Source organism: uncultured Allobosea sp., assembly GCF_945956895.1.
Taxonomy (GTDB): Bacteria; Pseudomonadota; Alphaproteobacteria; order Rhizobiales; family Beijerinckiaceae; genus Allobosea.
The window spans coordinates 1-20,758 of sequence record NZ_CAMFJF010000055.1; the positions used below are offsets into that span (position 1 = coordinate 1).

Consider the following 20,758-nt stretch of genomic DNA (forward strand, 5'->3'; position numbering starts at 1 on the left):
AGGACCAGGAAGACCAGAGTCTGCATGTCGAAGGAATTTTGCATCGAAAGCTGACCCGCGGCTCCCCGTTATTGTCTGACCCGTCTGCGTGGATGCGCCGGGCCTTCACCGTCATATGGTGAGACTGGCTCGTAACATCCACCCCCCGGCTTGTGAAGGCGACTTCTTGTGCCGGAACGGCGTCCATGATAGCCGACGCGCGCGCCGCTCCATAGCATGGAGCGCAGTCCCGAGTGCCGGCAATGGCGCGGGATTTCCCGAGACAGCCTGCCAGAACAAGATGGGACCGATGGCCAACGAACTTCCCAACGGCAATGGCGCCGATGCCGACCAGGCTCCGAGCTTGAACGCCCTGATCCAGTACACCAAGGATTTCTCCTTCGAGAATCCGAAGGCGCCGCGCTCGCTCGCCCAGCAGGAGGCCCAGCAGGGCCCGCAGATGTCGCTGCAGGTCAATGTCGGCTCGACCGCTCTCGGCGATGACGACTACGAGACCGTGCTGCGCCTCGAGGGCAAGGCCGAGATCAAGGGCGAGACGCTGTTCGCCTTCGATCTCAGCTATGCCGGCGTGTTCCGCCTGCAGAACATCCCGCAGGAGCATATCCACCCCGTGCTGGTGATCGACTGCGCCCGCCTGCTCTTCCCCTTTGCCCGGCAGATCATCGCCGAGGCCGTGCAGAACGGCGGCTTCCCGCCCTTCTATGTACCGCCGATCGATTTTGCGGCGCTGTTCCAGCAGCGTCTGCAGGAGCTCCAGGGCCAGCCGGGCGCCGCGGCCAACTGATCGGGCGCCCTATCGGCAGAGTATGACGGAAGGGCCCTGGCGGGCCCTTTCTTCGTTTATTGCGGTTGATTGTTGTCCTTGCGGAGCAAGGTACCCCTCTCCATGTGATCAGCTCATCGGCGGACGCCCCGGCAGGGACGCCCGCCTTTTCCGTATCCGATGGAGACCTGATGGACGCCCTTCTGACGCTTGCCGCCGACCCCGCCGTTTGGGCCGCGCTCGGGGCACTGATCGCCATGGAGGTCGTGCTCGGCATCGACAACCTGATCTTCATCTCGATCCTGACCAACAAGCTGCCGGAGCATCAGCGCTCGAAGGGCCGCAGGATCGGCATCGGCCTGGCGCTGATCATGCGGCTCGGCCTGCTCGGCACCGTCGCCTTCATCGTCAAGCTGACCGCGCCTGTCTTCTCGATCTTCGGCCAGGCCTTCTCCTGGCGCGACCTCATCCTGATCGCCGGCGGCCTCTTCCTGGTCTGGAAGGCGACGAAGGAGATCCATCACAAGGTCGATCCCGACCCTCAATCGATTCTGGCCGAGGGTGGTACGCGGGCTGCGACGCTCGGCTTCGGCGCGGCGATCTTCCAGATCCTGATCCTCGACCTGGTGTTCTCGATCGACTCGATCATTACCGCCGTCGGCATGACCGAGCATGTCCCCGTCATGGTCATCGCCGTCATCGTCGCGGTGCTGACGATGCTGCTCGCCGCCGATCCGCTGGCGCATTTCATCGACAGGAACCCGACGATCGTGATGCTGGCGCTGGGCTTCCTGCTGATGATCGGCGGCACGCTGATCGCCGAAGGTTTCGGCGTGCATGTGCCGAAGGGCTATATCTACGCCGCGATGGCTTTCTCCGCCCTGATCGAGGCGCTCAACATGCTGTCGCGCCGCCGGGCGCGATAAGTTGGGAGCCCGTCATGCTCGGGCTTGACCCGAGCATCTCAGGAAAAAGCACCCTTTCCGGCACGAGATTCTCGGGTCTGCGCTTCGCTTCGCCCGAGAATGACGGAGCGGTTACTGCGCTGCGTCGTCCGTGATGCCGAGATAGCCTTTCCAGAGCGGCGCCTTGAGCGAGCCGAGGATGAAGGCCTCATGAGCTTTCAGCGCTTCCGCGCTGAGCCGCGGCGCGAGCTGACGCTGGCGCTGCGGCTTCTCGACCGCAGCCATGGCGACGCCGGAACGCCCCGCTGCCTCGACGCCGAGGCCGAGCGAGGCCTGCTTGCCACCGATCAGCTCGATATAGACCTCGGCCAGGATCTCGGAATCGAGCAGCGCGCCGTGCTTGGTGCGGCGGCCGTTGTCGATGCCATAGCGCGAGCAGAGCGCATCGAGGCTGTTCGAGGCGCCGGGATGCTTACGGCGCGCCATCGACAGCGTGTCGACCACGAAGGCCTGCTCGATCGGCGGCAGGCTGAGACGCTTGAACTCCATGTTGATGAAGCCGACGTCGAAGGCGGCGTTATGGATCACCAGCTTCGCGCCGGCGATGAACTCCGCGAATTCCTGCGCGATCGCGGCGAAGACCGGCTTGTCCGAGAGGAACTCCTCCGAGAGGCCATGGACGTTGAAGGCCTCGATCGGCATCGAGCGTTCGGGGTTGATATAGACGTGGAAGGTGCGGCCGCTCGGACAATGATTGAGCAGTTCGACGCAGCCGATCTCGACGATGCGGTCGCCGTTATTGGCTTCGACGCCGGTGGTTTCGGTATCGAGAACGATCTCGCGCATCGCTTCAGGACCTCGCTTGCGCACCGCGCCCGGGACGGCCGGCGAGCGCCATCAGGATAGAGCCGACCTGCCGCTCGGCGGCCACGAGACCGCGCGACGTGTCCACAAGGAAATGGGCACGACGGCGCTTCTCCGCATCCGGCATCTGGCGCGACAGGATGGCGTCGAGCTTTTCCGCGCTCATGCCGGGACGGGCAAGAACGCGCTGGCGTTGAACCTCCGCGGGCGCCGTCACGACAAGGACGGCATCGCAACGCGACTCGCCCGATGTTTCGAGCAGGAGCGGCACGTCGATGATGGCGAGCTCCGCACCCTCCCGGCGGCAGCGGGCGAGGAAGGCCTCCTCCTCCTCGCGCACCAAGGGATGGATGATCGCTTCGAGCCGCCGCAGGGCCTCGGGCTTGCCGAGCACGGCGGCCCCCAGCTTGGCGCGATCGACTGCGCCATCGATGACCGTCCCCGGAAAGGCGGCTTCGATCGGCGCCGCCGCGCGGCCACGGTGGAGGCGATGCACAGTCGCATCGGCATCGTGCAGGGGCACGCCGCGCTGCACGAAGAGCTGCGCGGTCGTCGATTTCCCCATTCCGATCGAACCGGTGAGGCCGAGGACGAAGGTCATGATGGCTCCGGCGAATCAGGCCTTCAGGATATCGGCTTCGATCAGGGCGCGCAGGGTCGGCGTCACCTGCGGCGTCACGCCGAACCAGCGGGCGAAGCCGGGCACGGCCTGGTGGAGCAGCATGCCGAGCCCGTCGACGGGAATTCCGCCGCGCCGTTCAGCATCGGCCAGCAATGCAGTCTTCAAGGGGACATAGACGATGTCGTCGACGATCGTGCCCGGCCGCAAAGCTGAAAGATCGATCTCCAAGCGCGGCTTGCCCTGCATGCCGAGCGCCGTCGTGTTGACGATGAGGTCGGCCTTGCCGACGAGGCTGTTGCGCTGTGCCCAGTTCCCCGCTTCCAAGGGATGGCCGAGCGCGGCGACCAGTTCGGCCGCACGTTCTGGGCTGCGATTGACAACAAGGATGTGCGGGACGCCACGCGCCTTCAAGCCGTAGCAGATGCCGCGCGCCGCACCGCCCGCGCCAAGGACAAGGGCCGTTTCGACCCGTTCCTGCCAGCCCGACACCGTCGCATCGAGATGGGCGAGGAAGCCCGGCACGTCGCTATTGTCGGCGATGATCCGGCCGTTCTCGCGCCAGAGCGTGTTGATCGCACCGACTGCCCGGCCGGCAGCGCTGACCTCGTCGACCAGCGTCATCACCGCTTCCTTGTGCGGTACCGTGACATTGCCGCCGGCGAATTCGCCCTCACGCAGACGCATGATGAAAGCCGGGAGATCGGCAGGCGCGATATCGATCCGCTCATAGGAGCCGGCGAGCCGATGCTCGCGCAGCCATTCGCCATGGATCAGAGGCGAGCGCGAATGCGCGATGGGATGTCCGATGACGAAGCAGCGAGGCGCCATGAATCAAGTCCGTTAGCGGGCGAGGCAGCCGAGATCGCGCAGCGAGGCGAGCACTGCAAGCAGCGGCAGGCCGAGAATGGTGAAATGGTCGCCCTCGACCTTGTCGAAGAGCTGGGCGCCCGGCCCTTCCAGCTGATAGCCGCCTACGCTGGACAGGGCGGCTGATCCCGTGACAGCGAGATAGCGCGCGACGAAATCGCCGTGCAGCGGGCGCATGGTCAGGCGTGCCGCCTCGAGCCCTTCAGCCAGCGGCGCGCCATCACGCGCCATGACGAAAGCGGAATGCAGCTCGTGGGTCCGGCCGGCGAGCGCCGCGATCTGGCGTTCAGCCCCGGCGAGATCGGCCGGCTTGTGGAAGGCGGTGCCACCGCAAATCAGGGTCTGATCGGCAGCCAGGACAAGGCGACCAGGCCGGTCTCGCGATACGGCAAGCGCCTTGGCGCAGGCCAGAGCCGCCGCGACCTGATCAGCCGGCACGCCGCGATCGGCCAAAGGCTTCTCGACGGCGCGCTCGTCGATCTCCGGTTTCACGACCTCGACCGGAATGCCGGCAGCCAGGAGCATGTCGCGCCGGGTCGTGCTGCCGGAGGCGAGGATCAGGGGCTCGGCCTTGAGCCAGAGGCTGGATGGCATACTCATGTTGCGATGAACTTCATGCGGTGGTCGCGGAGGAGATCGAGGATCGAGGCAGCGGTCTCCTCGATCGAGCGGCGCGTCACGTCGATCACCGGCCAACCCTTGCGGGCGCAAAGACGGCGCGACTGCGTCACCTCGTCGGCAACCGCGGTCGGATCGACATAAGCGGTATCGTCGTCGGCGCGCAGCGACAGCAGGCGGTTCTGGCGGATCTGGACGATGCGATCGGCACTGGCGATGAGCCCGACGATCAGAGGCTTCTTGGCGTTTTCCAGTTCGGGCGGCAGCGGGATATTCGGCACCAACGGGATGTTCGCGGTCTTGATGCCACGATTGGCGAGATAGATGCTCGTCGGCGTCTTCGAAGTGCGACTGATGCCGACGAGGATCACGTCGGCATTGTCGAGATCGCCGCCCATCTGCCCGTCATCATGCAGCAGCGTGTAATTCATCGCGTCGATGCGGCGGAAATATTCGGTGTTGAGCACATGCTGCGCGCCCGGCTTCGGCGCCGAGGCCTGGCCGAGATAGGACTGGAACAGCGAGAGCACGGGCTGCAGCACCGAGAGACAGGGGCAGCCGAGCTCGCGGCAGAAATTTTCCAGCTTCTCCTGCCATTCCGGTTCGACCAGCGTGTAGAGCACGACGCCGGGCGAAGCCTCGATCTCGGCGAGGACGCGGGCAAGCTGCGCCTCCGAGCGGACCAGCGGATAGACATGCTCGATCGCCGAGACGGTTTCATATTGCGCGGCCGCGGCCCGGCTGACCGCGATCAGCGTCTCGCCGGTCGCATCCGAGACCAGATGCAGATGGAAATAGTTGCGGACCACGGCACCCCCCGGCCTGAAGCGTCCTTATCCTCTAGCGCGGTTTGCGCCCGACCGGAATCGCCCCGGTGCGAATTGACGCCGGCCCGGCTTTTCCTTTCTTCCGAGGCTCGATCAGCGAGCCTTTGCGGGAACAGCCGGCCATCCCCGGCCATGGGGAGCAATGTGGACAACTGAACAGGAAATGGCGGTCGGGCGGCACGTCTGTATAACCCGCCCGAACCATCAACAGCCGCCCGGCTGTGAATGGTAAAGAAAGTGTTTCACGTGAATCATTTTGGACGGCTCCGCCGGTGCTGCCGATTCCAACTCGTTAACAAAGCCTTAACCGGCCACCGAGGGTCAGGCTGCCCCGCGACTCGCTGTCTCAGTGGCTGTGGAGCGGTTGTGGACAAAATTGTGGCGGGCTATCTCCCTGCCTCCAAGAGTCAAAACAAAAGATTCTCTCTAGGAATCTTAATTTAAGAGAGAGCGGGATGGATGGCCCGTCAGGCATGACGAGAACCGAGACCCCTGCCCTGATCCGCGTGCTTGGCGGCGAAGCGCTATCGACGCCTCCGATCTGGCTGATGCGCCAGGCCGGACGCTATCTTCCCGAATATCGCGAGCTCAGGGCCAAGGCCGGCAGCTTCCTCTCGCTCTGCTACAATCCCGAGCTGGCTGCCGAGGTGACCCTTCAACCGATCCGGCGCTTCGGCTTCGACGCCGCGATCCTGTTCTCCGATATCCTGGTCGCGCCGCAGGCTCTGGGTCAGAAGCTCTGGTTCGCCGAAGGCGAGGGACCGCGGCTCGAGCCGGTGGCCGATGCCGCGCGTCTGGCGGAGATCGATCGCGAGGCCGATCAAAGCAGGCTCGATCCGATCCTGGAGACGGTGCGGCGGGTGCGGGCTGCCCTGCCCCGTGAAACCGGCTTCATCGGCTTCTGTGGCGCGCCCTGGACCGTGGCGACCTATATGGTGGCTGGCCGTGGCACGCCGGACCAGGGACCGGCCAGGGAGCTCTTCGGCCGCGATCCGATCCTGTTCCAGGCGATCATCGACCGGCTCGTGACCTCGTCCATCGCCTATCTGAACGCGCAGATCGCCTCCGGCGTCGACGCCGTCCAGATCTTCGACAGCTGGGCGGGCGTACTCGGGCCGGAGGATTTCAGGCGCTGGTGCATCGCGCCGACGCGACGGATCGTCGAGGGTGTGCGGGCGGTACATCCGCAGGCGCGGGTCATCGGCTTCCCCCGCGGCGCCGGGCAGTTGATCCCGGACTATATCGCGGGGACCGGCGTCGATGCGGTCGGGCTCGAGACCGATATCGACCGGAGCTTCGTCCGCGACGCCATCCAGTCGAAGGTCCCGGTGCAGGGCCATCTCGATCCGCTGGTGCTGCGCGCCGGAGGTCCCGAGCTGGAGCAGGAGGCCGATGCCATCCTGACAGCTTTCGGAGACCGGCCCTTCATCTTCAATCTCGGCCACGGCATCCTGCCGGACACGCCGATCGCGCATGTCGAGCGCTTGCTGAAACGGGTACGGGGCTGAGGGCTCAGGCGATGTACGAGTGGATCAAGGCTTTCCATGTCATGGCCGTCATCTCCTGGATGGCCGGCATGCTCTATCTGCCACGCCTGATGGTCTATCACGCGGAAGCGCAGACCGGCTCGATCCAGTCCGAGACCTTCAAGATCATGGAGCGCCGGCTGCTCAAGGGCATCATCAACCCTGCGATGATCGTGACCTGGGTGCTCGGCCTCTACCTCGCCTGGTATGGCTTCGGCTTCAAGGGCGGTTGGCTGCACGGCAAGCTCCTGCTCGTCTTCGTGCTGTCGGGCATCCATGGCGTGCTGGTGAAGCATGTCCGCAACTTCGCCGCGGACCGCAACGTGAAGTCGCCGCGCTATTTCCGCATCCTCAACGAGGTGCCGGCGGTGCTGATGGTGGGCATCGTCATTCTCGTCATCGTGAAACCGTTCTGAAGTCGTTCTGAAGCCGGGTGCGCTTTCCCGCTTGAGCCCGGATCGGATTCCCGCTATCAGGACCTTACGCTTCTCCAGCGTCTTCCCTGTTGTCGACTGTTCGTGAGCCGCCTGCCCTTGCAGCAGCTCATGTCGCGCAACCCAAGCGCAGGTCCGCTCAGGACCGATAAGTCGATCAATCCAGTACCGTCCCCAACCCTGCCTGTTCGCAGGGCGTTCATAATCCGGGTGCCCCATGCGGGAAATCAAGCTTCAAGAGCTCAAGAGCAAGTCGCCGACCGAACTCCTGGCCTTCGCCGAGGAAGTCGAGGTCGAGAACGCCAGCACCATGCGCAAGCAGGAGCTGATGTTCGCCATCCTGAAGCAGCTGGCCGCGCGCGAGACGGAAATCCTGGGCGAGGGCGTTGTCGAGGTGCTGCAGGACGGCTTCGGCTTCCTGCGCTCTTCCGATTCGAACTATCTGCCGGGTCCGGATGACATTTACGTCTCGCCCTCGCAGATCCGGAAATTCGGCCTGCGCACCGGTGACACGGTCGAAGGGCCGATTCGCAGCCCGAAGGACGGCGAGCGCTATTTCGCCCTGCTCAAGGTCAACTCGATCAATTTCGAGGACCCGGAGAAGATCAAGCACAAGATCCATTTCGACAACCTGACGCCGCTTTATCCGGACGAGCGTCTGAAGCTCGAGGTGCAGGACCCCACGAAGAAGGACTTCTCGCCGCGGGTCATCGATATCGTCGCGCCGATCGGCAAGGGCCAGCGCGCGCTGATCGTGGCGCCGCCGCGCACCGGTAAGACGGTTCTGCTCCAGAACATCGCCCAGTCGATCACCAGCAATCACCCCGAGTGCTATCTGATCGTGCTGCTGATCGACGAGCGCCCGGAAGAAGTCACGGACATGCAGCGCTCGGTGAAGGGCGAGGTGGTGTCCTCGACCTTCGACGAGCCGGCCTCCCGCCATGTCCAGGTCGCCGAGATGGTGATCGAGAAGGCCAAGCGCCTGGTCGAGCACGGCCGCGACGTCGTGATCCTGCTCGATTCGATCACCCGCCTCGGCCGCGCCTACAACACGGTCGTGCCGTCCTCCGGCAAGGTCCTGACCGGCGGTGTCGATGCCAACGCTCTGCAACGCCCCAAGCGCTTCTTCGGCGCCGCCCGCAATATCGAGGAAGGCGGTTCGCTGACCATCGTCGCCACGGCGCTGATCGATACTGGCTCGCGCATGGACGAGGTGATCTTCGAAGAGTTCAAGGGCACCGGCAACTCGGAAATCGTGCTCGACCGCAAGGTCGCGGACAAGCGCATCTTCCCGGCGATCGACATCCTCAAGTCCGGCACCCGCAAGGAGGAGCTCATCACGCCGCGCTCCGATCTGCAGAAGACCTATGTGCTGCGCCGCATCCTCAACCCGATGGGCCCGCAGGACGCGATCGAGTTCCTCATCGACAAGCTGCGCCAGACCAAGCAGAACTCGGAATTCTTCGATTCGATGAATACCTGAGGCTGATTTTACAATTCGGCGTTTTCGATTCGCCGCCGTACCGATCCTTCCAAGGGCCGGTGCGGCGGCGAAATCGTTCTGGAGTTCCCTCGCCGAGAGGTAGTCCCAGGGAGACTCATGAAGTGCGGCCGGATTCTCCCTGGGGCAATCGATCAGGGCCTGATCATCACCGGGCAGCTGGCTTGGTATCGGCTGAGGTCGTACCGCCGCCCGAGTGCATGAGTATGGCCGTGCAAGCGGAGCGGCCGTGAGCCTGGCGGGCTTCGCCATCGATCAAGTACGGGATACCTGGCCAGTGCGTCGCTTGCGTCCGCTGGCAAGGCTCCCTTGTCCGGCGGCGGGAAGTCTCCGGGCTTCAGAAAGAGTCGTACCGGCTTGGCTCGCGTCGATTTTGAGGTAGTGCCGCTTGAAAGGTTCTGACCAGGATCTGAAGGCACTAAGACAAGGACATGGAACGGCGGGTCGCCTCATCCGGCATGGCACCGAACCCGACCGTGAGAGGGCCACATTCCGGGGTGCTGTTACGCTTTCAGGGCGACTACCGATTCGGACTCGAAATGGATCGTGGCCGGCGCCAACTTGAGGCTGCGCCCTGTCGCGATCCGTGATCGTCAAACTATTTGGTCGATGACGACGTTGCCGGTCACAACCTAAAGCACTACCTGCTCAACTGCTTGAAAAATCCGATATTTTAGAAACTACCGCGCGTTGTTCATGATGAGCGGGATGTCGGTAGTGCCAGGTAGTGCCACGGTTTTCAGGTGCTACGAACGCGCCGCGGATCGCTCTCGACGCTTGATCTTGATGTTCGTGGGAACCTCGTTCATGACGGCGTCAGCGGCCGACCCCTATCAGGGCGAGCTCGATCGATAAGCTCCGCCTTGGCAAACGGCGTCCGCCCGATCTCGCGCGGTCGACAGCCGAATGGATTCAGAGGGTATGATAGCGACGGAAGCGCATCCCACGATCGTCGCGCTGTCTTCGGCGTCGGGTAAAGCCGGCGTCGCCGTAGTCCGGATCTCTGGGCCTCGCGTTCGATTCGTTCTCGAAACATTTGCTGGTGCCCTGCCCGAGCCGCGGGTCGCGACCTTGCGCCGGCTGCGTGACGGGTCAGGCGAGACCATCGATAGCGCGCTGGTTCTGTTCTTCCCCGCACCTGCAAGTTTTACCGGCGAGGACGTGGCTGAATTCCATGTCCATGGCTCGCGCGCGGTTCTGGCGCGGTTGCTTGCTGCTCTTGCAGCGCTGCCCGGGTTGCGGCTTGCGGAGGCGGGAGAATTCACGCGGCGCGCCTTCGAGGCTGGCAAGCTCGATCTCGCTGCGGTCGAGGGTCTGGCGGACCTGATCGATTCGGAAACGGAATGGCAACGCCGACAGGCGCTGCGCCAGATGGATGGCGCCCTGAGTGACTTCGCGGCGCGGTGGCGGGATGCCTTGATCGAGGCCATGAGCCTGTTGGCGGCCGAACTCGACTTTTCCGACGAGGGCGATGTCTCCGGCCCCTTGCAGCAGCAAGCGCTGGCTCTGGCGGACGAAGTTCTGAACTCGCTGCGCCAGGCCCTTGGTGGTTTCGCCATGGGAGAACGGGTGCGGGAGGGGTTCGTCGTGGTGCTGGCAGGGCCGCCCAATGCCGGCAAGTCCAGCCTGCTCAACGCGCTGACCCGGCGCGATGTCGCGATCGTCTCGGCGATTGCGGGAACCACGCGGGATTCTCTGGAAGTACGGCTGGATCTGACCGGGCTCCCGGTCATCCTGATCGATACGGCCGGCTTGCGCGAGAGCACCGATCCCATCGAAGCTGAAGGTGTTCGGCGCGCAAGAGCATTCGTCGAACGTGCCGATCTTGTTCTCGCCTTGCGCGGCATTGATTCGGATCCGTATCGAATCGAAAATGAAACCCAACTGCTCAAGGTTGCGACGAAGGCCGACCTTCCAGGGTCGGTCCTGCCGGGGGAGTTGGCCATTTCGGTGCGGAGCGGCGCGGGATTGACGGAGCTGCTAGCGGAGATCGTCGGGCGGCTCCAGCGACTCGGCTCGGGAGAACCCGCCCTCCTGACCCGGGAGCGCCATCGCATCGCCGTCGCGGATGCGATTGCAGCGCTGGAGCGGGCAGTGATGGCACGCCATGGACAGGGCGAACTGCTGGCGGAGGACATGCGCGTTGCGGTGGTCGCGCTCGAACGCCTCGTCGGCCGTATCGATGTCGAGGACGTCCTGGACCGGCTGTTTGCAGGATTCTGTATCGGAAAGTGAAGCCGGCGCGGCCGAGGCCGGCAGTTTTCGTTGACCCGCCTGCCGGGCTTCGCTAGCGAAACGGCATGTCAATTCATCGGCAGCAATACGACGTGATCGTCGTCGGTGGCGGCCATGCCGGAGCCGAGGCAGCCGCGTCTGCGGCACGTTATGGCGCCCGCACGGCGCTGGTGACGCATAAGCCCGAAACCGTCGGCGTGATGTCCTGCAATCCCGCCATCGGCGGGCTCGGCAAGGGGCACCTCGTCCGCGAGATCGATGCGCTTGACGGGATCATGGCGCGGGCGGCCGATCTCGGCGGCATCCAGTTCCGCATGCTCAATCGCCGGAAGGGCCCGGCTGTGCGCGGGCCCCGCGCTCAGGCGGACCGCAAGCTTTATCGCCAGGCCGTCCAGGATTTGCTGGCGGCGCAACCCAATCTCGATATCGTCGCCGGCGAGGTTTTCGACCTCGAGGTTGAATCCGGCCGCGTTGCCGGCGTTGTCCTGGCGGATGGTCGTCGATTCGCTACCGGAACGGTTGTGCTGACGACGGGCACCTTCCTCCGCGGCCTGATCCATATCGGTGAGAAGCGGATTCCGGCCGGGCGCGTCGACGAGGCGCCGTCCCTTGGCCTTTCGGCAACGCTGGAACGCCATGGCTTTCCGCTCGGCCGCCTGAAGACGGGAACGCCGCCGCGTCTCGACGGCCGCAGCATCGATTGGACCGCGCTGGAGATGCAGCCAGGCGACGAGCCGCCCGAGCCGTTCTCGGCGCTGACGAAGGCGATCACCAATCGGCAGATCGCTTGCGGGATTACGCGGACGACGCTGGCGAGCCATGATCTCATCCGGGCGAATCTGCATCGAGCGCCGATGTTCTCAGGCCAGATCGAGGGCCGCGGCCCGCGTTATTGCCCGTCCATCGAGGACAAGGTCGGGCGCTTCGGCGATCGTGATGGTCACCAGATTTTCCTCGAACCCGAGGGGCTCGACGACGACACAGTCTATCCGAACGGGATTTCGACCTCCTTGCCCGAGGATGTGCAGCTTGACCTGCTGAAGACGATTCCGGGCCTCGAGCGGGCGACGATGCAGCGGCCGGGCTATGCGATCGAGTACGATTTCGTCGATCCGCGAGCTCTCAAGAACACGCTGGAGACACGGGCGATCGCCGGGCTGTTCCTGGCGGGGCAGATCAACGGTACGACCGGTTACGAGGAAGCTGGCGCGCAAGGCCTGCTTGCCGGCCTGAATGCAGCGCGGATGGCTGGCGGGGCCGAGGCCACTGTGTTCGATCGCACCCAGTCCTATATCGGCGTACTGGTGGACGATCTCGTGACGCATGGCGTTACGGAGCCGTATCGGATGTTCACCTCGCGCGCCGAGTTTCGCCTGTCTTTGCGCGTCGACAATGCCGATGAGCGATTGACGCCACTGGGTTTGCAGCTGGGTATCGTCGGTTCGGCGCGGCAGGAGGCTTTCGAGACCCGCAATCGGGATATCTCTGCTCTGCGAGAGAAACTGCAGGATCTTTCGCTGACCCCGCAGCAGGCCCAGGCGGTCGGCCTGCAGCTCAACCATGACGGGCTTCGTCGCAGCGCCTACCAGATCCTCTCCTACCCGGATGTCACGTTCGAGCAGCTGGCAAGTATCTGGCCGGAGCTGAACGAATACGCGACTCCCGTCGTAGCGCGGGTGACGGCGGATGCGGTCTATTCGGTCTATCTCGACCGGCAGGCGGCCGAGATCCAGTCCTATCGCCGCGATCAGTCCCTCAAGGTTCCAGCCGATCTCGATCTCGATGCAATCTCGGGCCTGTCGAACGAATTGAAGCTCAAGCTGGCGGCACAGCGTCCGGCCGATCTCGCGCAGGCGGGGCGGATCGAAGGCATGACGCCGGCGGCTCTGACCTTGCTGGCGGCTCATGCCCGAAAGAGTCGCGCGGCTGCATTATCCACAGGGTCGATGTGACTGTTGATAAGAACGACCGCCAGCGCGCTTTGAGCTTGACGCCTGTTTCACGTGAAACAGAGGAGCGTCTTGCTCTTCTGGTCGCGGAGCTCGGGCGTTGGCAGGCGGCGAAGAATCTCGTCTCCTCGGCGACGCTTGCCGATGTCTGGACGCGGCATATCGCGGATTCCCTCCAGATCTTCGGCCTTGCGGAAGGGCGGGAGCGCTGGCTTGATCTCGGTTCCGGCGGTGGTTTTCCAGGCCTGGTGATCGGCATCTGCCTGGCGGAGCAGGGCAAGGGGCAGATCGACCTGGTCGAAAGCAATGCGCGAAAATGCGCCTTCCTGCGCCATGCCGCCCGGATCACGGGCGCGCCGGTGAAAGTCCATGCGGCGCGTATCGAAGATGTGATCGGCGATTTCACCGGCAAGGTCGAGGTCGTGACCGCGCGTGCGCTGGCGCCCCTGCCCCAATTGCTTGGTTGGTGCGAAGAGCTGTTGAGAACCGGCACGCTCGGTCTCTTTCCCAAGGGACAACATCTAGATGCGGAATTGACCGACTCGACCAGATATTGGAAGATTCAAGCGACAACGGTTTCCTCCGTGACTGACGATGCCGCGCGAATCCTGGTGGTGCGCTCGGCGGAGAGACGAGCCGATCGATGACTGAGCTCACATCCGTGACGACACCGCGCCGCCCGCGCGTGATCGCGCTCGCGAACCAGAAGGGCGGCGTCGGCAAGACGACGACGGCGATCAATCTCGGGACGGCCCTGGCGGCTATCGGCGAGAAGGTTCTGATCGTCGATCTCGATCCGCAGGGCAATGCTTCAACGGGGCTGGGCGTCGATCGCCGCAGCCGCAAGTCGTCGACCTATGACGTGCTCTGCGGCGATGTCGGGCTGGGGCAGGCGCTGCAGCCGACGGCGGTTCCCGGCCTGTCGCTGGCGCCCTCGACGCTCGACCTGCTTGGCGTCGAGCTGGAGATCGCCTCAGCCAAGGACCGTGCGCATCGGCTGAAGAACGCGATCGATGAGCTGGTCTATGACCAGCGTTGTCAGGACTTGACCTATATCCTGATCGATTGTCCGCCATCGCTCAGCCTGATCACGATCAATGCGATGACGGCGGCGGATGCGGTGCTGGTGCCGCTGCAATGCGAATTCTTCGCGCTGGAGGGCTTGAGCCAGCTGCTCAAGACCGTCGAGCAGGTCAGGGCCGGCCTCAATCCGCGCCTGATCATCCAGGGCGTGGTGCTGACGATGTTCGACCCACGCAACAACCTGTCCGGACAGGTGATGGCGGATGTGAAGAGCTTCCTCGGCGACAAGGTCTACGAGACCGTGATTCCGCGCAATGTGCGGATTTCCGAGGCGCCGTCCTATGGCAAGCCGGCGTTGCTCTACGACCTGCGCTGCTCGGGTTCGCAGGCCTATCTGCGCCTGGCTTCGGAAGTGATCAAGCGCGAGCGGGCCCTGCGCGCCGCGGCCTGAACGTTCAGTTAGAGGTTGAAGAGGATGGCAATGGCCGAAGAACAGGGGCGTTCCCGCCTTGGCCGCGGTCTGGCGGCGCTGATCGGCGATGTCGGTGATGAGATCGGGGCGATCGAGCGGGCGCGCGGCCAGCGTCGCGTTCCCGTCGAGTTCCTGCGCCCGAGCGCCCGCAATCCACGCCGCAACTTCGTGGAGGAAGATCTCGAGGATCTGACGACCTCGATCCGCGAGCGCGGCATCCTGCAGCCGATCATCGTTCGTTCCATTCCCGGAATGATGGACGCCTACGAGATCATCGCCGGCGAACGTCGCTGGCGGGCGGCTCAGCGTGCCGAACTGCACGATGTGCCGGTTCTCCTGGTCGAGGCCGACGATCGCGAGGCGCTGGAGATCGCCATCGTCGAGAATGTGCAGCGCACGGATCTCAACGCAATCGAGGAAGCGGCGGGCTATGAGCGCCTGATCGCCGAGTTCGGCTATACGCAGAACGACCTGGCCCGCGTCATCGGCAAGAGCCGCAGCCATGTCGCCAATACGCTGCGCTTGTCGAAGCTGCCGGAACCGGTGCGGAAGCTGGTCAGCGAAGGCGCGGTTTCAGCCGGTCATGCGCGTGCGCTTCTGTCCGTTTCGGATCCGGAATTCATGGCGCAGAAGATCATCGCCGACGGCCTGAGCGTCCGCGATATCGAACGCATCGTGCAGGAAGAGTCGCGTGGCGAGACCAACAACACCGCGCCGAGCAAGCCGAAACCGGTGAAGGATCCGGATACGCGAGCCCTGGAGAAGGCGCTGGAAGAGGCGCTCGGCCTCTCCGTTTCGATCGGCCATCGGGCGAATGGCTCCGGCGAGGTCAAGATCGGTTACAAGACGCTCGAGCAACTCGACGCGCTCTGCCACCGCCTGAAGTCCTGATTCGAAGGCGTTCGAACTGATTTCGCCGCGCTATATCGTCATTGCGAGAAGCGGAGCGACGAAGCAATCCAGGAGGGCCGGCCTGAACTGCTCTGCCCGGTCCTCCTGGATTGCTTCGCTACGCTCGCAATGACGGCGCGAGGCGGTGGCCGGCCGCTTTCAATCAGTTCGCCCGGCCCGACCGAGCCGGGCAAGCGTCCATAGGGCGCGGGTCGCGATGGCGCGGCCCATATCGGCGTTCTGCCGCGTCGCCAGCACGGCATTGCCCAGAAGGCCGACGGCCTCGTTTAGTTTGGCGCTGGACCAGGCGTTCAATGCCGCTTCCGTGGTCGCGATGCGCGGATAGGGCAGGCGCATCGTGGCAACGACATCCCTGACGCCTCGGCCGGAATCGATGCTTTGGCGGGCCTTCAGGAGCGCCAGGGCCTGCCGCAGCACGGCGCCGAGCATGACGCCGGGGTCGAGGCCTTCGCTGCTGAGCTTGGCCTGGGCGAGGTCCAACACCGGTAGTTTTCCAGCAAAGACGGCGTCGACCAGCATGGCCTGCTCGCGCTGGGCGGTGTCGCCGACGACGGCGTCGACATGCTCGACCTGCACAGCCGGATCAGCCCCGACATAGAGCAGCAGCTTCTCGATCTCGCGTCGGGAGGTCTGCCGGTCGCCGCCGAGCAGGCCGGCGAGATGCTCGCGCGTCGTCCGGTCGATCGATTTGCCGGCGGCCCGGACCATTTCATCGATGATCGAGCCGAGATCGCGTGCCGCGTCGCCATAGCAGGGCACGGCCAGCGCCGTCTTCGCCTTCTCGCAGGCCGTGCGGATGGGATTATTGCGCTGCAGATCGCCGGCTTCGACGATGACGAGCGCATCCTGCGAGGGCGTTGCCAGCAGCGGCTCCAGCGCAGCCAGAAGCGGCTTCGAAGTCGGGGACACACGAATGGCACGGCGACCGCCGAAGAGGCCGATCGTGTTGGCTTCGTCCGCGAGCTTGAGCGGATCGGAGGCGATGGCGTCGCCATCCATGCGCACGAGCTGGAACGCATCCTGGGGGTCGTCGACGCTGGCCCGCGCGAGCCCCGCCGCCCGTTCCGAGACGAGGCCGGCATCGGGGCCGTAGACCAGGATCAGCCGCCAGGCGGGATCAAGTCGTGCAAGCGTCCGCTCGGCCTCGTGCGCCTTGATCGCAACCATGGCGCGTCAGGATGTGAGATCGGCGGCGATCTGCCCCTTGACGATGGCGGCGAGGTTCTTCGCCGCACGGACCTGCGCATCGCGCGCGGCGCGCACGGTGGCGAAGCGCTGCGAAGAGCGCTCATAGGGAACGCGGACGGAATTGGTGCCGGAGGCGAGAACCTTGCCGGTGCCGTTCTGGGTGAGCGTCCAGGTGATCGTTGCCACGAGGACGGCCGAATCGGCGCGGCCATTGGCGTAATCGACCGTGACGACCTCGACCGATTCGGCCACGGAGGCTTGGAGCTTCGAGGTCCTCGGGGCGTCCGGGTCTCCGCTGCCGTCGAGCTCATAGACCAGCTCGTTGCGGAAATAATGGCCGATCAGGCCCTTGATCTCCGGGATCTCGATGCCGCGCAGCGCCGTCTTGACGCTGCCGCCCATCGTGCTGGTCGTGTAGTCGGAATAGAGCGGCTGGAAGCAGCCGCCGGCAAGGGCCGCGACCGCGAGAACGGCCGCGAGCAGGCTGCGGCGGGGGAGAGCGGCTTCAGACGACGACATTCACGATTCTCCCGGGAACCACGATGATCTTGCGGATCGGGCGCCCCTCGAGGGCCCGCTGAACGGCGTCGTTGGCGCGCACCGCCGCTTCCACCGCAACCGTATCGGCATCGGCGGCAACCGTCACTTCCGCCCGCTTCTTGCCGTTGAGCTGGACCGGCAGCGTGAGCTGATTGTCCTTCAACAGAGCAGGATCGACCTCCGGCCAGGATGCCTCGCCGGCGAGGCCCTGCTGGCCAAGCGCATGCCAGCATTCCTCGGCCAGGTGCGGCATCATCGGCGCCACAAGCTGGGTGACGATCGTGGCGGCCTCAAGGAGCGCGAAACCGATATCGGCATCGAGCTCGGACTTCTCGGCCGCGCCGTCGAGCGCCTTACCGATGGCGTTGGTCAGCGTGTAGATATGGGCAACGCAGCGGTTGAAGCCAAGGCGCTCGATATCGGCGCCGACGGCGTCGAGCGCGCGGTGGCTCGCCTTGCGCAGCGCCAGGGCGGCTTCGCCGATCTGGGCGGGCTTCCCGGCCTTGCCGCCGGTACGCTCGGCGATTTCCGCAACCATGCGCCAGAGGCGCTGGACGAAGCGGGCGGCGCCCTGGACGCCTTCGTCGGTCCAGATCACGTCGCGATCCGGCGGCGAATCGGAGAGCATGAACCAGCGCGCGGTATCGGCGCCGTAGGAGGCGATGATGTCGTCGGGGTCCACGACGTTCTTCTTGGACTTCGACATCTTCTCGATCGCGCCGATCTCGATCGAGGCGCCGGTATCGACGTCGAAGCCGCGGCGGTCATTGCCGGAGACCTCGATGCGGACATTGCCCGGCTCGACCCAGTCGCCATTGGCGGCACGATAGGTCTCGTGCACGACCATGCCTTGGGTGAACAGGCCGGCGAAGGGCTCGTCCAGCCCGGCATGGCCGGTCTTCTTCATCGCGCGGGTGAAGAAGCGCGAATAGAGCAGGTGCAGGATCGCGTGCTCGACGCCGCCGATATACTGGTCGACGGGGAGGAAGCGGTCGACGGCCTTGCGATCGGTCGGGCTCTCCGTCCGCCACGGATCGGTGAAGCGGGCGAAATACCAGGACGAATCGACGAAGGTGTCCATCGTGTCCGTCTCGCGACGGGCGTCCTTGCCGCATTGCGGGCAGGAGACGTGCTTCCAGGTCGGATGATGGTCGAGCGGGTTGCCCGGCTTCTCGAAGGAGACGTCGTCCGGCAACTGCACCGGCAGATCGGCGTCCGGAACCGGCACCGTTCCGCAAGCGGAACAATGGACGACCGGGATCGGACAGCCCCAGTAGCGCTGGCGCGAGATGCCCCAGTCGCGCAGGCGGAAATTGACCTTGCGCTGGCCGACCGGGCGATTGCCGCGGGTCTCGCTCTCGAGGCGGCGAGCGACCTCGTCCTTGGCTTCCGCGATGGTCATGCCGTCGAGGAAGCGGGAATTGATCATGCGGCCGTCGCCGTCATAGGCGGTGTCGGTGATGACGAAGCCTGCGAGATCGGTGCCCTCGGGCGCCACGACCGGGATATTGCCCAGGCCATATTTGTTGACGAAGTCGAGGTCGCGCTGGTCATGCGCCGGGCAGCCGAAGATGGCGCCGGTGCCATATTCCATCAGGACGAAGTTCGCGACATAGACCGGCAGCGTCCAGTTCGGATCGAGCGGATGGACGGCGCGCAGGCCGGTGTCGAAGCCGAGCTTCTCGGCCTTGTCGATCGCTTCCTGCGCCGTGCCGGTGCGCTTGCATTCCTCGATGAAGGCTTGCAGCGACGGGCTCTTCGCCGCGATGGCCTTGGCGATCGGATGGTCGGGGGCGACGGCGACGAACTTGGCGCCGAACAGCGTGTCGGGACGAGTCGTGTAGACCTCGACCTCGTCCTGCCCGGCCCCATTCGATTCGAGGGCGAAACGAACCAGCAGGCCTTCCGAGCGGCCGATCCAGTTCTTCTGCATCAGCCGGACCTTCTCGGGCCAGCGGGTCAGGCCTTCCAGAGCGTCGTTCAGCTCCTGGCCGTAGTCGGTGATCTTGAAGAACCACTGGGTCAGTTCGCGGATCTCGACCGGGGCGCCGGAGCGCCAGCCGCGGCCGTCGATGACCTGCTCGTTGGCCAGCACGGTCTCGTCGACGGGGTCCCAGTTGACCTTGGCGGTCTTGCGGTCGACGAGCCCGGCCTTGAGGAAGTCCAGGAACATCTTCTGCTGGTGGCGATAGTAGCTGGGGTCGCAGGTCGCGAGCTCGCGGCTCCAGTCGAGGGACAGGCCCATCGACTTGAGCTGCTTGCGCATGGTCGCGATGTTCTCATAGGTCCATTCGCGCGGGTGGACCTTCTTCTGCTTGGCGGCGTTCTCGGCCGGCAGGCCGAAGGCGTCCCAGCCCATCGGATGCAGCACCGAAAAACCCTTGGCGCGCTTGTAGCGCGCCACCACGTCGCCCATCGCATAGTTGCGGACATGGCCCATATGGATGCGCCCCGACGGATAGGGGAACATCTCGAGGACGTAATAGCTCGGCCTGATATCGTCGTTCCTCGTCTCGAAAAGCTTGCGCTCCTCCCAGACGGTGCGCCATTTCGGCTCGGACTCTTTCGGATTGTAGCGTTCGACGGCCATGTCAGCGGGCAATTCTTGGCGTTTGCCGGCTCCCGGAGGCAGGCCGGCGCAGGGGCTGAATGCAAAAACCGGATGTCGGAATCTTGCAACCTGCTCTAGGACACCATTGCGCGCACGCGGTCAACGGCGCGCAGGGTATGAGAGGCTGGCAGATGAGCGATACGGTTACGCGTTTGGCTGAAATTCGGACGGCGATCGGCCGCGCCGAGCGCGATTTCGGGCGTGAAGCTGGCTCGGTCGCGCTGGTCGCGGTCTCCAAGACCAAGCCGGCCGAGCAGATCACCGAGGTGCTGGAAGCCGGGCAGCGCATCTTCGGCGAAAACTATGTGCAGGAAGCCAAGGCGAAGTGGCCGGCGCTGAAGCAGCGCTTCCCCGACGCCGAACTGCACATGATCGGTCCGCTGCAATCCAACAAGGCGCGCGAGGCGGTCGAGCTCTTCGACGTCATCCAGTCGCTGGACCGCGAGAGCCTCGCGAAGGAGCTGGCGCGCGAGATCGCGCGGATGGGCAAGACCCCGCGGCTTTTCGTCCAGGTCAACACGGGCGAGGAGGCGCAGAAAGGCGGCGTCATGCCGACCGAGACGGACGCCTTCATCGCTCGCTGCCGCGAGGTTCACGGTCTCGCGATCGAGGGGCTGATGTGCATTCCGCCGGCCGACGAGCCGCCCTCGCCGCATTTCGGATTGCTGGCCAAGATCGCCGCCCGCAACGGGCTCAAGGGCCTGTCGATGGGCATGAGCGCCGATTACGAGGCGGCGATCCAGCTCGGCGCGACCTATGTGCGCGTCGGCAGCGCGATTTTTGGCGCGCGGGGGTAAGGTCAACCAGGCGTCATCCCGTGCGCGCTGCAGCGTGAAACGCTGCAGCGCGCACGGGATGACAGTGCGCTTTAAGCCTGCTTCAGCGGTTCGCCGACATCGAT

At 64.8% G+C, this 20,758-nt stretch carries 19 protein-coding genes; 11 read left to right on the forward strand and 8 right to left on the reverse strand.

From position 1 onward, the window contains the following. Positions 1–289 precede the first annotated feature (289 nt). Together secB and Q0Q02_RS19340 are read left to right on the forward strand one after the other, a co-directional pair. A complete protein-coding gene (secB, locus tag Q0Q02_RS19335; RefSeq protein ID WP_293811837.1) occupies positions 290–784 on the forward strand; it encodes a protein-export chaperone SecB in 495 nt (164 codons plus the stop codon). A gap of 170 nt (positions 785–954) precedes the next feature. Further along, on the forward strand, positions 955–1,689 hold the full coding sequence (locus Q0Q02_RS19340; RefSeq protein WP_293811839.1) for a TerC family protein: 735 nt from the start codon (positions 955–957) through the stop codon (positions 1,687–1,689). 111 nt (positions 1,690–1,800) lie between these two features. Here the strand turns inward: Q0Q02_RS19340 and dnaQ are convergent, their stop codons facing one another. From dnaQ to Q0Q02_RS19365, 5 genes are read right to left on the reverse strand one after another with little or no spacing between them, the layout of a single operon-like run. After that, positions 1,801–2,514 carry a DNA polymerase III subunit epsilon gene (dnaQ, locus tag Q0Q02_RS19345; protein WP_293811841.1) on the reverse strand — a complete coding sequence of 238 codons (714 nt, stop codon included), beginning with the start codon at positions 2,512–2,514 and terminating at the stop codon, positions 1,801–1,803. Positions 2,515–2,518: 4 nt separating this feature from the next. Continuing rightward, positions 2,519–3,133, reverse strand: coding sequence for a dephospho-CoA kinase (gene coaE, locus Q0Q02_RS19350; protein WP_293811842.1), 615 nt, complete (start codon positions 3,131–3,133; stop codon positions 2,519–2,521). A 15-nt stretch (positions 3,134–3,148) separates the two neighbouring features. Further along, positions 3,149–3,982 (reverse strand): shikimate dehydrogenase, encoded by an 834-nt coding sequence (locus tag Q0Q02_RS19355; protein ID WP_293811844.1) that lies wholly within the window; start codon positions 3,980–3,982, stop codon positions 3,149–3,151. Between the two features lie 12 nt (positions 3,983–3,994). Beyond that, entirely contained in the window at positions 3,995–4,621 is a 627-nt protein-coding gene (locus Q0Q02_RS19360; protein WP_293811845.1) for a Maf family protein, read from the reverse strand. Continuing rightward, on the reverse strand, positions 4,618–5,448 hold the full coding sequence (locus tag Q0Q02_RS19365) for a pyruvate, water dikinase regulatory protein (RefSeq protein WP_293811847.1): 831 nt from the start codon (positions 5,446–5,448) through the stop codon (positions 4,618–4,620). The genes Q0Q02_RS19360 and Q0Q02_RS19365 overlap by 4 nt, the downstream gene beginning before the upstream one ends. A gap of 491 nt (positions 5,449–5,939) precedes the next feature. Here Q0Q02_RS19365 and hemE point away from each other — a divergent pair, with 491 nt between their 5' ends. The 8 genes from hemE to Q0Q02_RS19405 all read left to right on the forward strand — a co-directional run bounded on the left by hemE (position 5,940) and on the right by Q0Q02_RS19405 (position 15,497). Next, a complete protein-coding gene (hemE, locus tag Q0Q02_RS19370; protein WP_293811849.1) occupies positions 5,940–6,974 on the forward strand; it encodes a uroporphyrinogen decarboxylase in 1,035 nt (344 codons plus the stop codon). 11 nt (positions 6,975–6,985) lie between these two features. Next, positions 6,986–7,408: a protoporphyrinogen oxidase HemJ gene (gene hemJ / locus Q0Q02_RS19375; RefSeq protein WP_293811851.1), complete on the forward strand. Its 423-nt coding sequence runs from the start codon at positions 6,986–6,988 to the stop codon at positions 7,406–7,408. Positions 7,409–7,643: 235 nt separating this feature from the next. Beyond that, positions 7,644–8,909: a transcription termination factor Rho gene (rho, locus tag Q0Q02_RS19380; protein WP_293811853.1), complete on the forward strand. Its 1,266-nt coding sequence runs from the start codon at positions 7,644–7,646 to the stop codon at positions 8,907–8,909. Positions 8,910–9,848: 939 nt separating this feature from the next. Then, on the forward strand, positions 9,849–11,162 hold the full coding sequence (gene mnmE, locus Q0Q02_RS19385; protein ID WP_293811855.1) for a tRNA uridine-5-carboxymethylaminomethyl(34) synthesis GTPase MnmE: 1,314 nt from the start codon (positions 9,849–9,851) through the stop codon (positions 11,160–11,162). Between the two features lie 65 nt (positions 11,163–11,227). Continuing rightward, on the forward strand, positions 11,228–13,114 hold the full coding sequence (gene mnmG / locus Q0Q02_RS19390) for a tRNA uridine-5-carboxymethylaminomethyl(34) synthesis enzyme MnmG (protein ID WP_293811857.1): 1,887 nt from the start codon (positions 11,228–11,230) through the stop codon (positions 13,112–13,114). Continuing rightward, a complete protein-coding gene (rsmG, locus tag Q0Q02_RS19395; protein ID WP_293811859.1) occupies positions 13,111–13,758 on the forward strand; it encodes a 16S rRNA (guanine(527)-N(7))-methyltransferase RsmG in 648 nt (215 codons plus the stop codon). The genes mnmG and rsmG overlap by 4 nt, the downstream gene beginning before the upstream one ends. After that, positions 13,755–14,585 carry a ParA family protein gene (locus Q0Q02_RS19400; RefSeq protein ID WP_293811861.1) on the forward strand — a complete coding sequence of 277 codons (831 nt, stop codon included), beginning with the start codon at positions 13,755–13,757 and terminating at the stop codon, positions 14,583–14,585. The genes rsmG and Q0Q02_RS19400 overlap by 4 nt, the downstream gene beginning before the upstream one ends. A gap of 30 nt (positions 14,586–14,615) precedes the next feature. Further along, entirely contained in the window at positions 14,616–15,497 is an 882-nt protein-coding gene (locus Q0Q02_RS19405; protein ID WP_293811863.1) for a ParB/RepB/Spo0J family partition protein, read from the forward strand. A 159-nt stretch (positions 15,498–15,656) separates the two neighbouring features. Here the strand turns inward: Q0Q02_RS19405 and holA are convergent, their stop codons facing one another. The 3 genes from holA to leuS are packed head-to-tail and all read right to left on the reverse strand — an operon-like array spanning position 15,657 to position 19,836. Further along, positions 15,657–16,685 carry a DNA polymerase III subunit delta gene (gene holA, locus Q0Q02_RS19410; RefSeq protein WP_293811865.1) on the reverse strand — a complete coding sequence of 343 codons (1,029 nt, stop codon included), beginning with the start codon at positions 16,683–16,685 and terminating at the stop codon, positions 15,657–15,659. A gap of 6 nt (positions 16,686–16,691) precedes the next feature. Next, a complete protein-coding gene (lptE, locus tag Q0Q02_RS19415) occupies positions 16,692–17,225 on the reverse strand; it encodes an LPS assembly lipoprotein LptE (RefSeq protein WP_293811867.1) in 534 nt (177 codons plus the stop codon). Further along, a complete protein-coding gene (gene leuS, locus Q0Q02_RS19420; RefSeq protein ID WP_293811869.1) occupies positions 17,212–19,836 on the reverse strand; it encodes a leucine--tRNA ligase in 2,625 nt (874 codons plus the stop codon). The genes lptE and leuS overlap by 14 nt, the downstream gene beginning before the upstream one ends. A 152-nt stretch (positions 19,837–19,988) precedes the next feature. On the opposite strand from leuS, the gene Q0Q02_RS19425 reads away from it, so the two are divergent. Next, on the forward strand, positions 19,989–20,654 hold the full coding sequence (locus Q0Q02_RS19425; RefSeq protein ID WP_293811871.1) for a YggS family pyridoxal phosphate-dependent enzyme: 666 nt from the start codon (positions 19,989–19,991) through the stop codon (positions 20,652–20,654). Positions 20,655–20,758 lie beyond the last annotated feature (104 nt).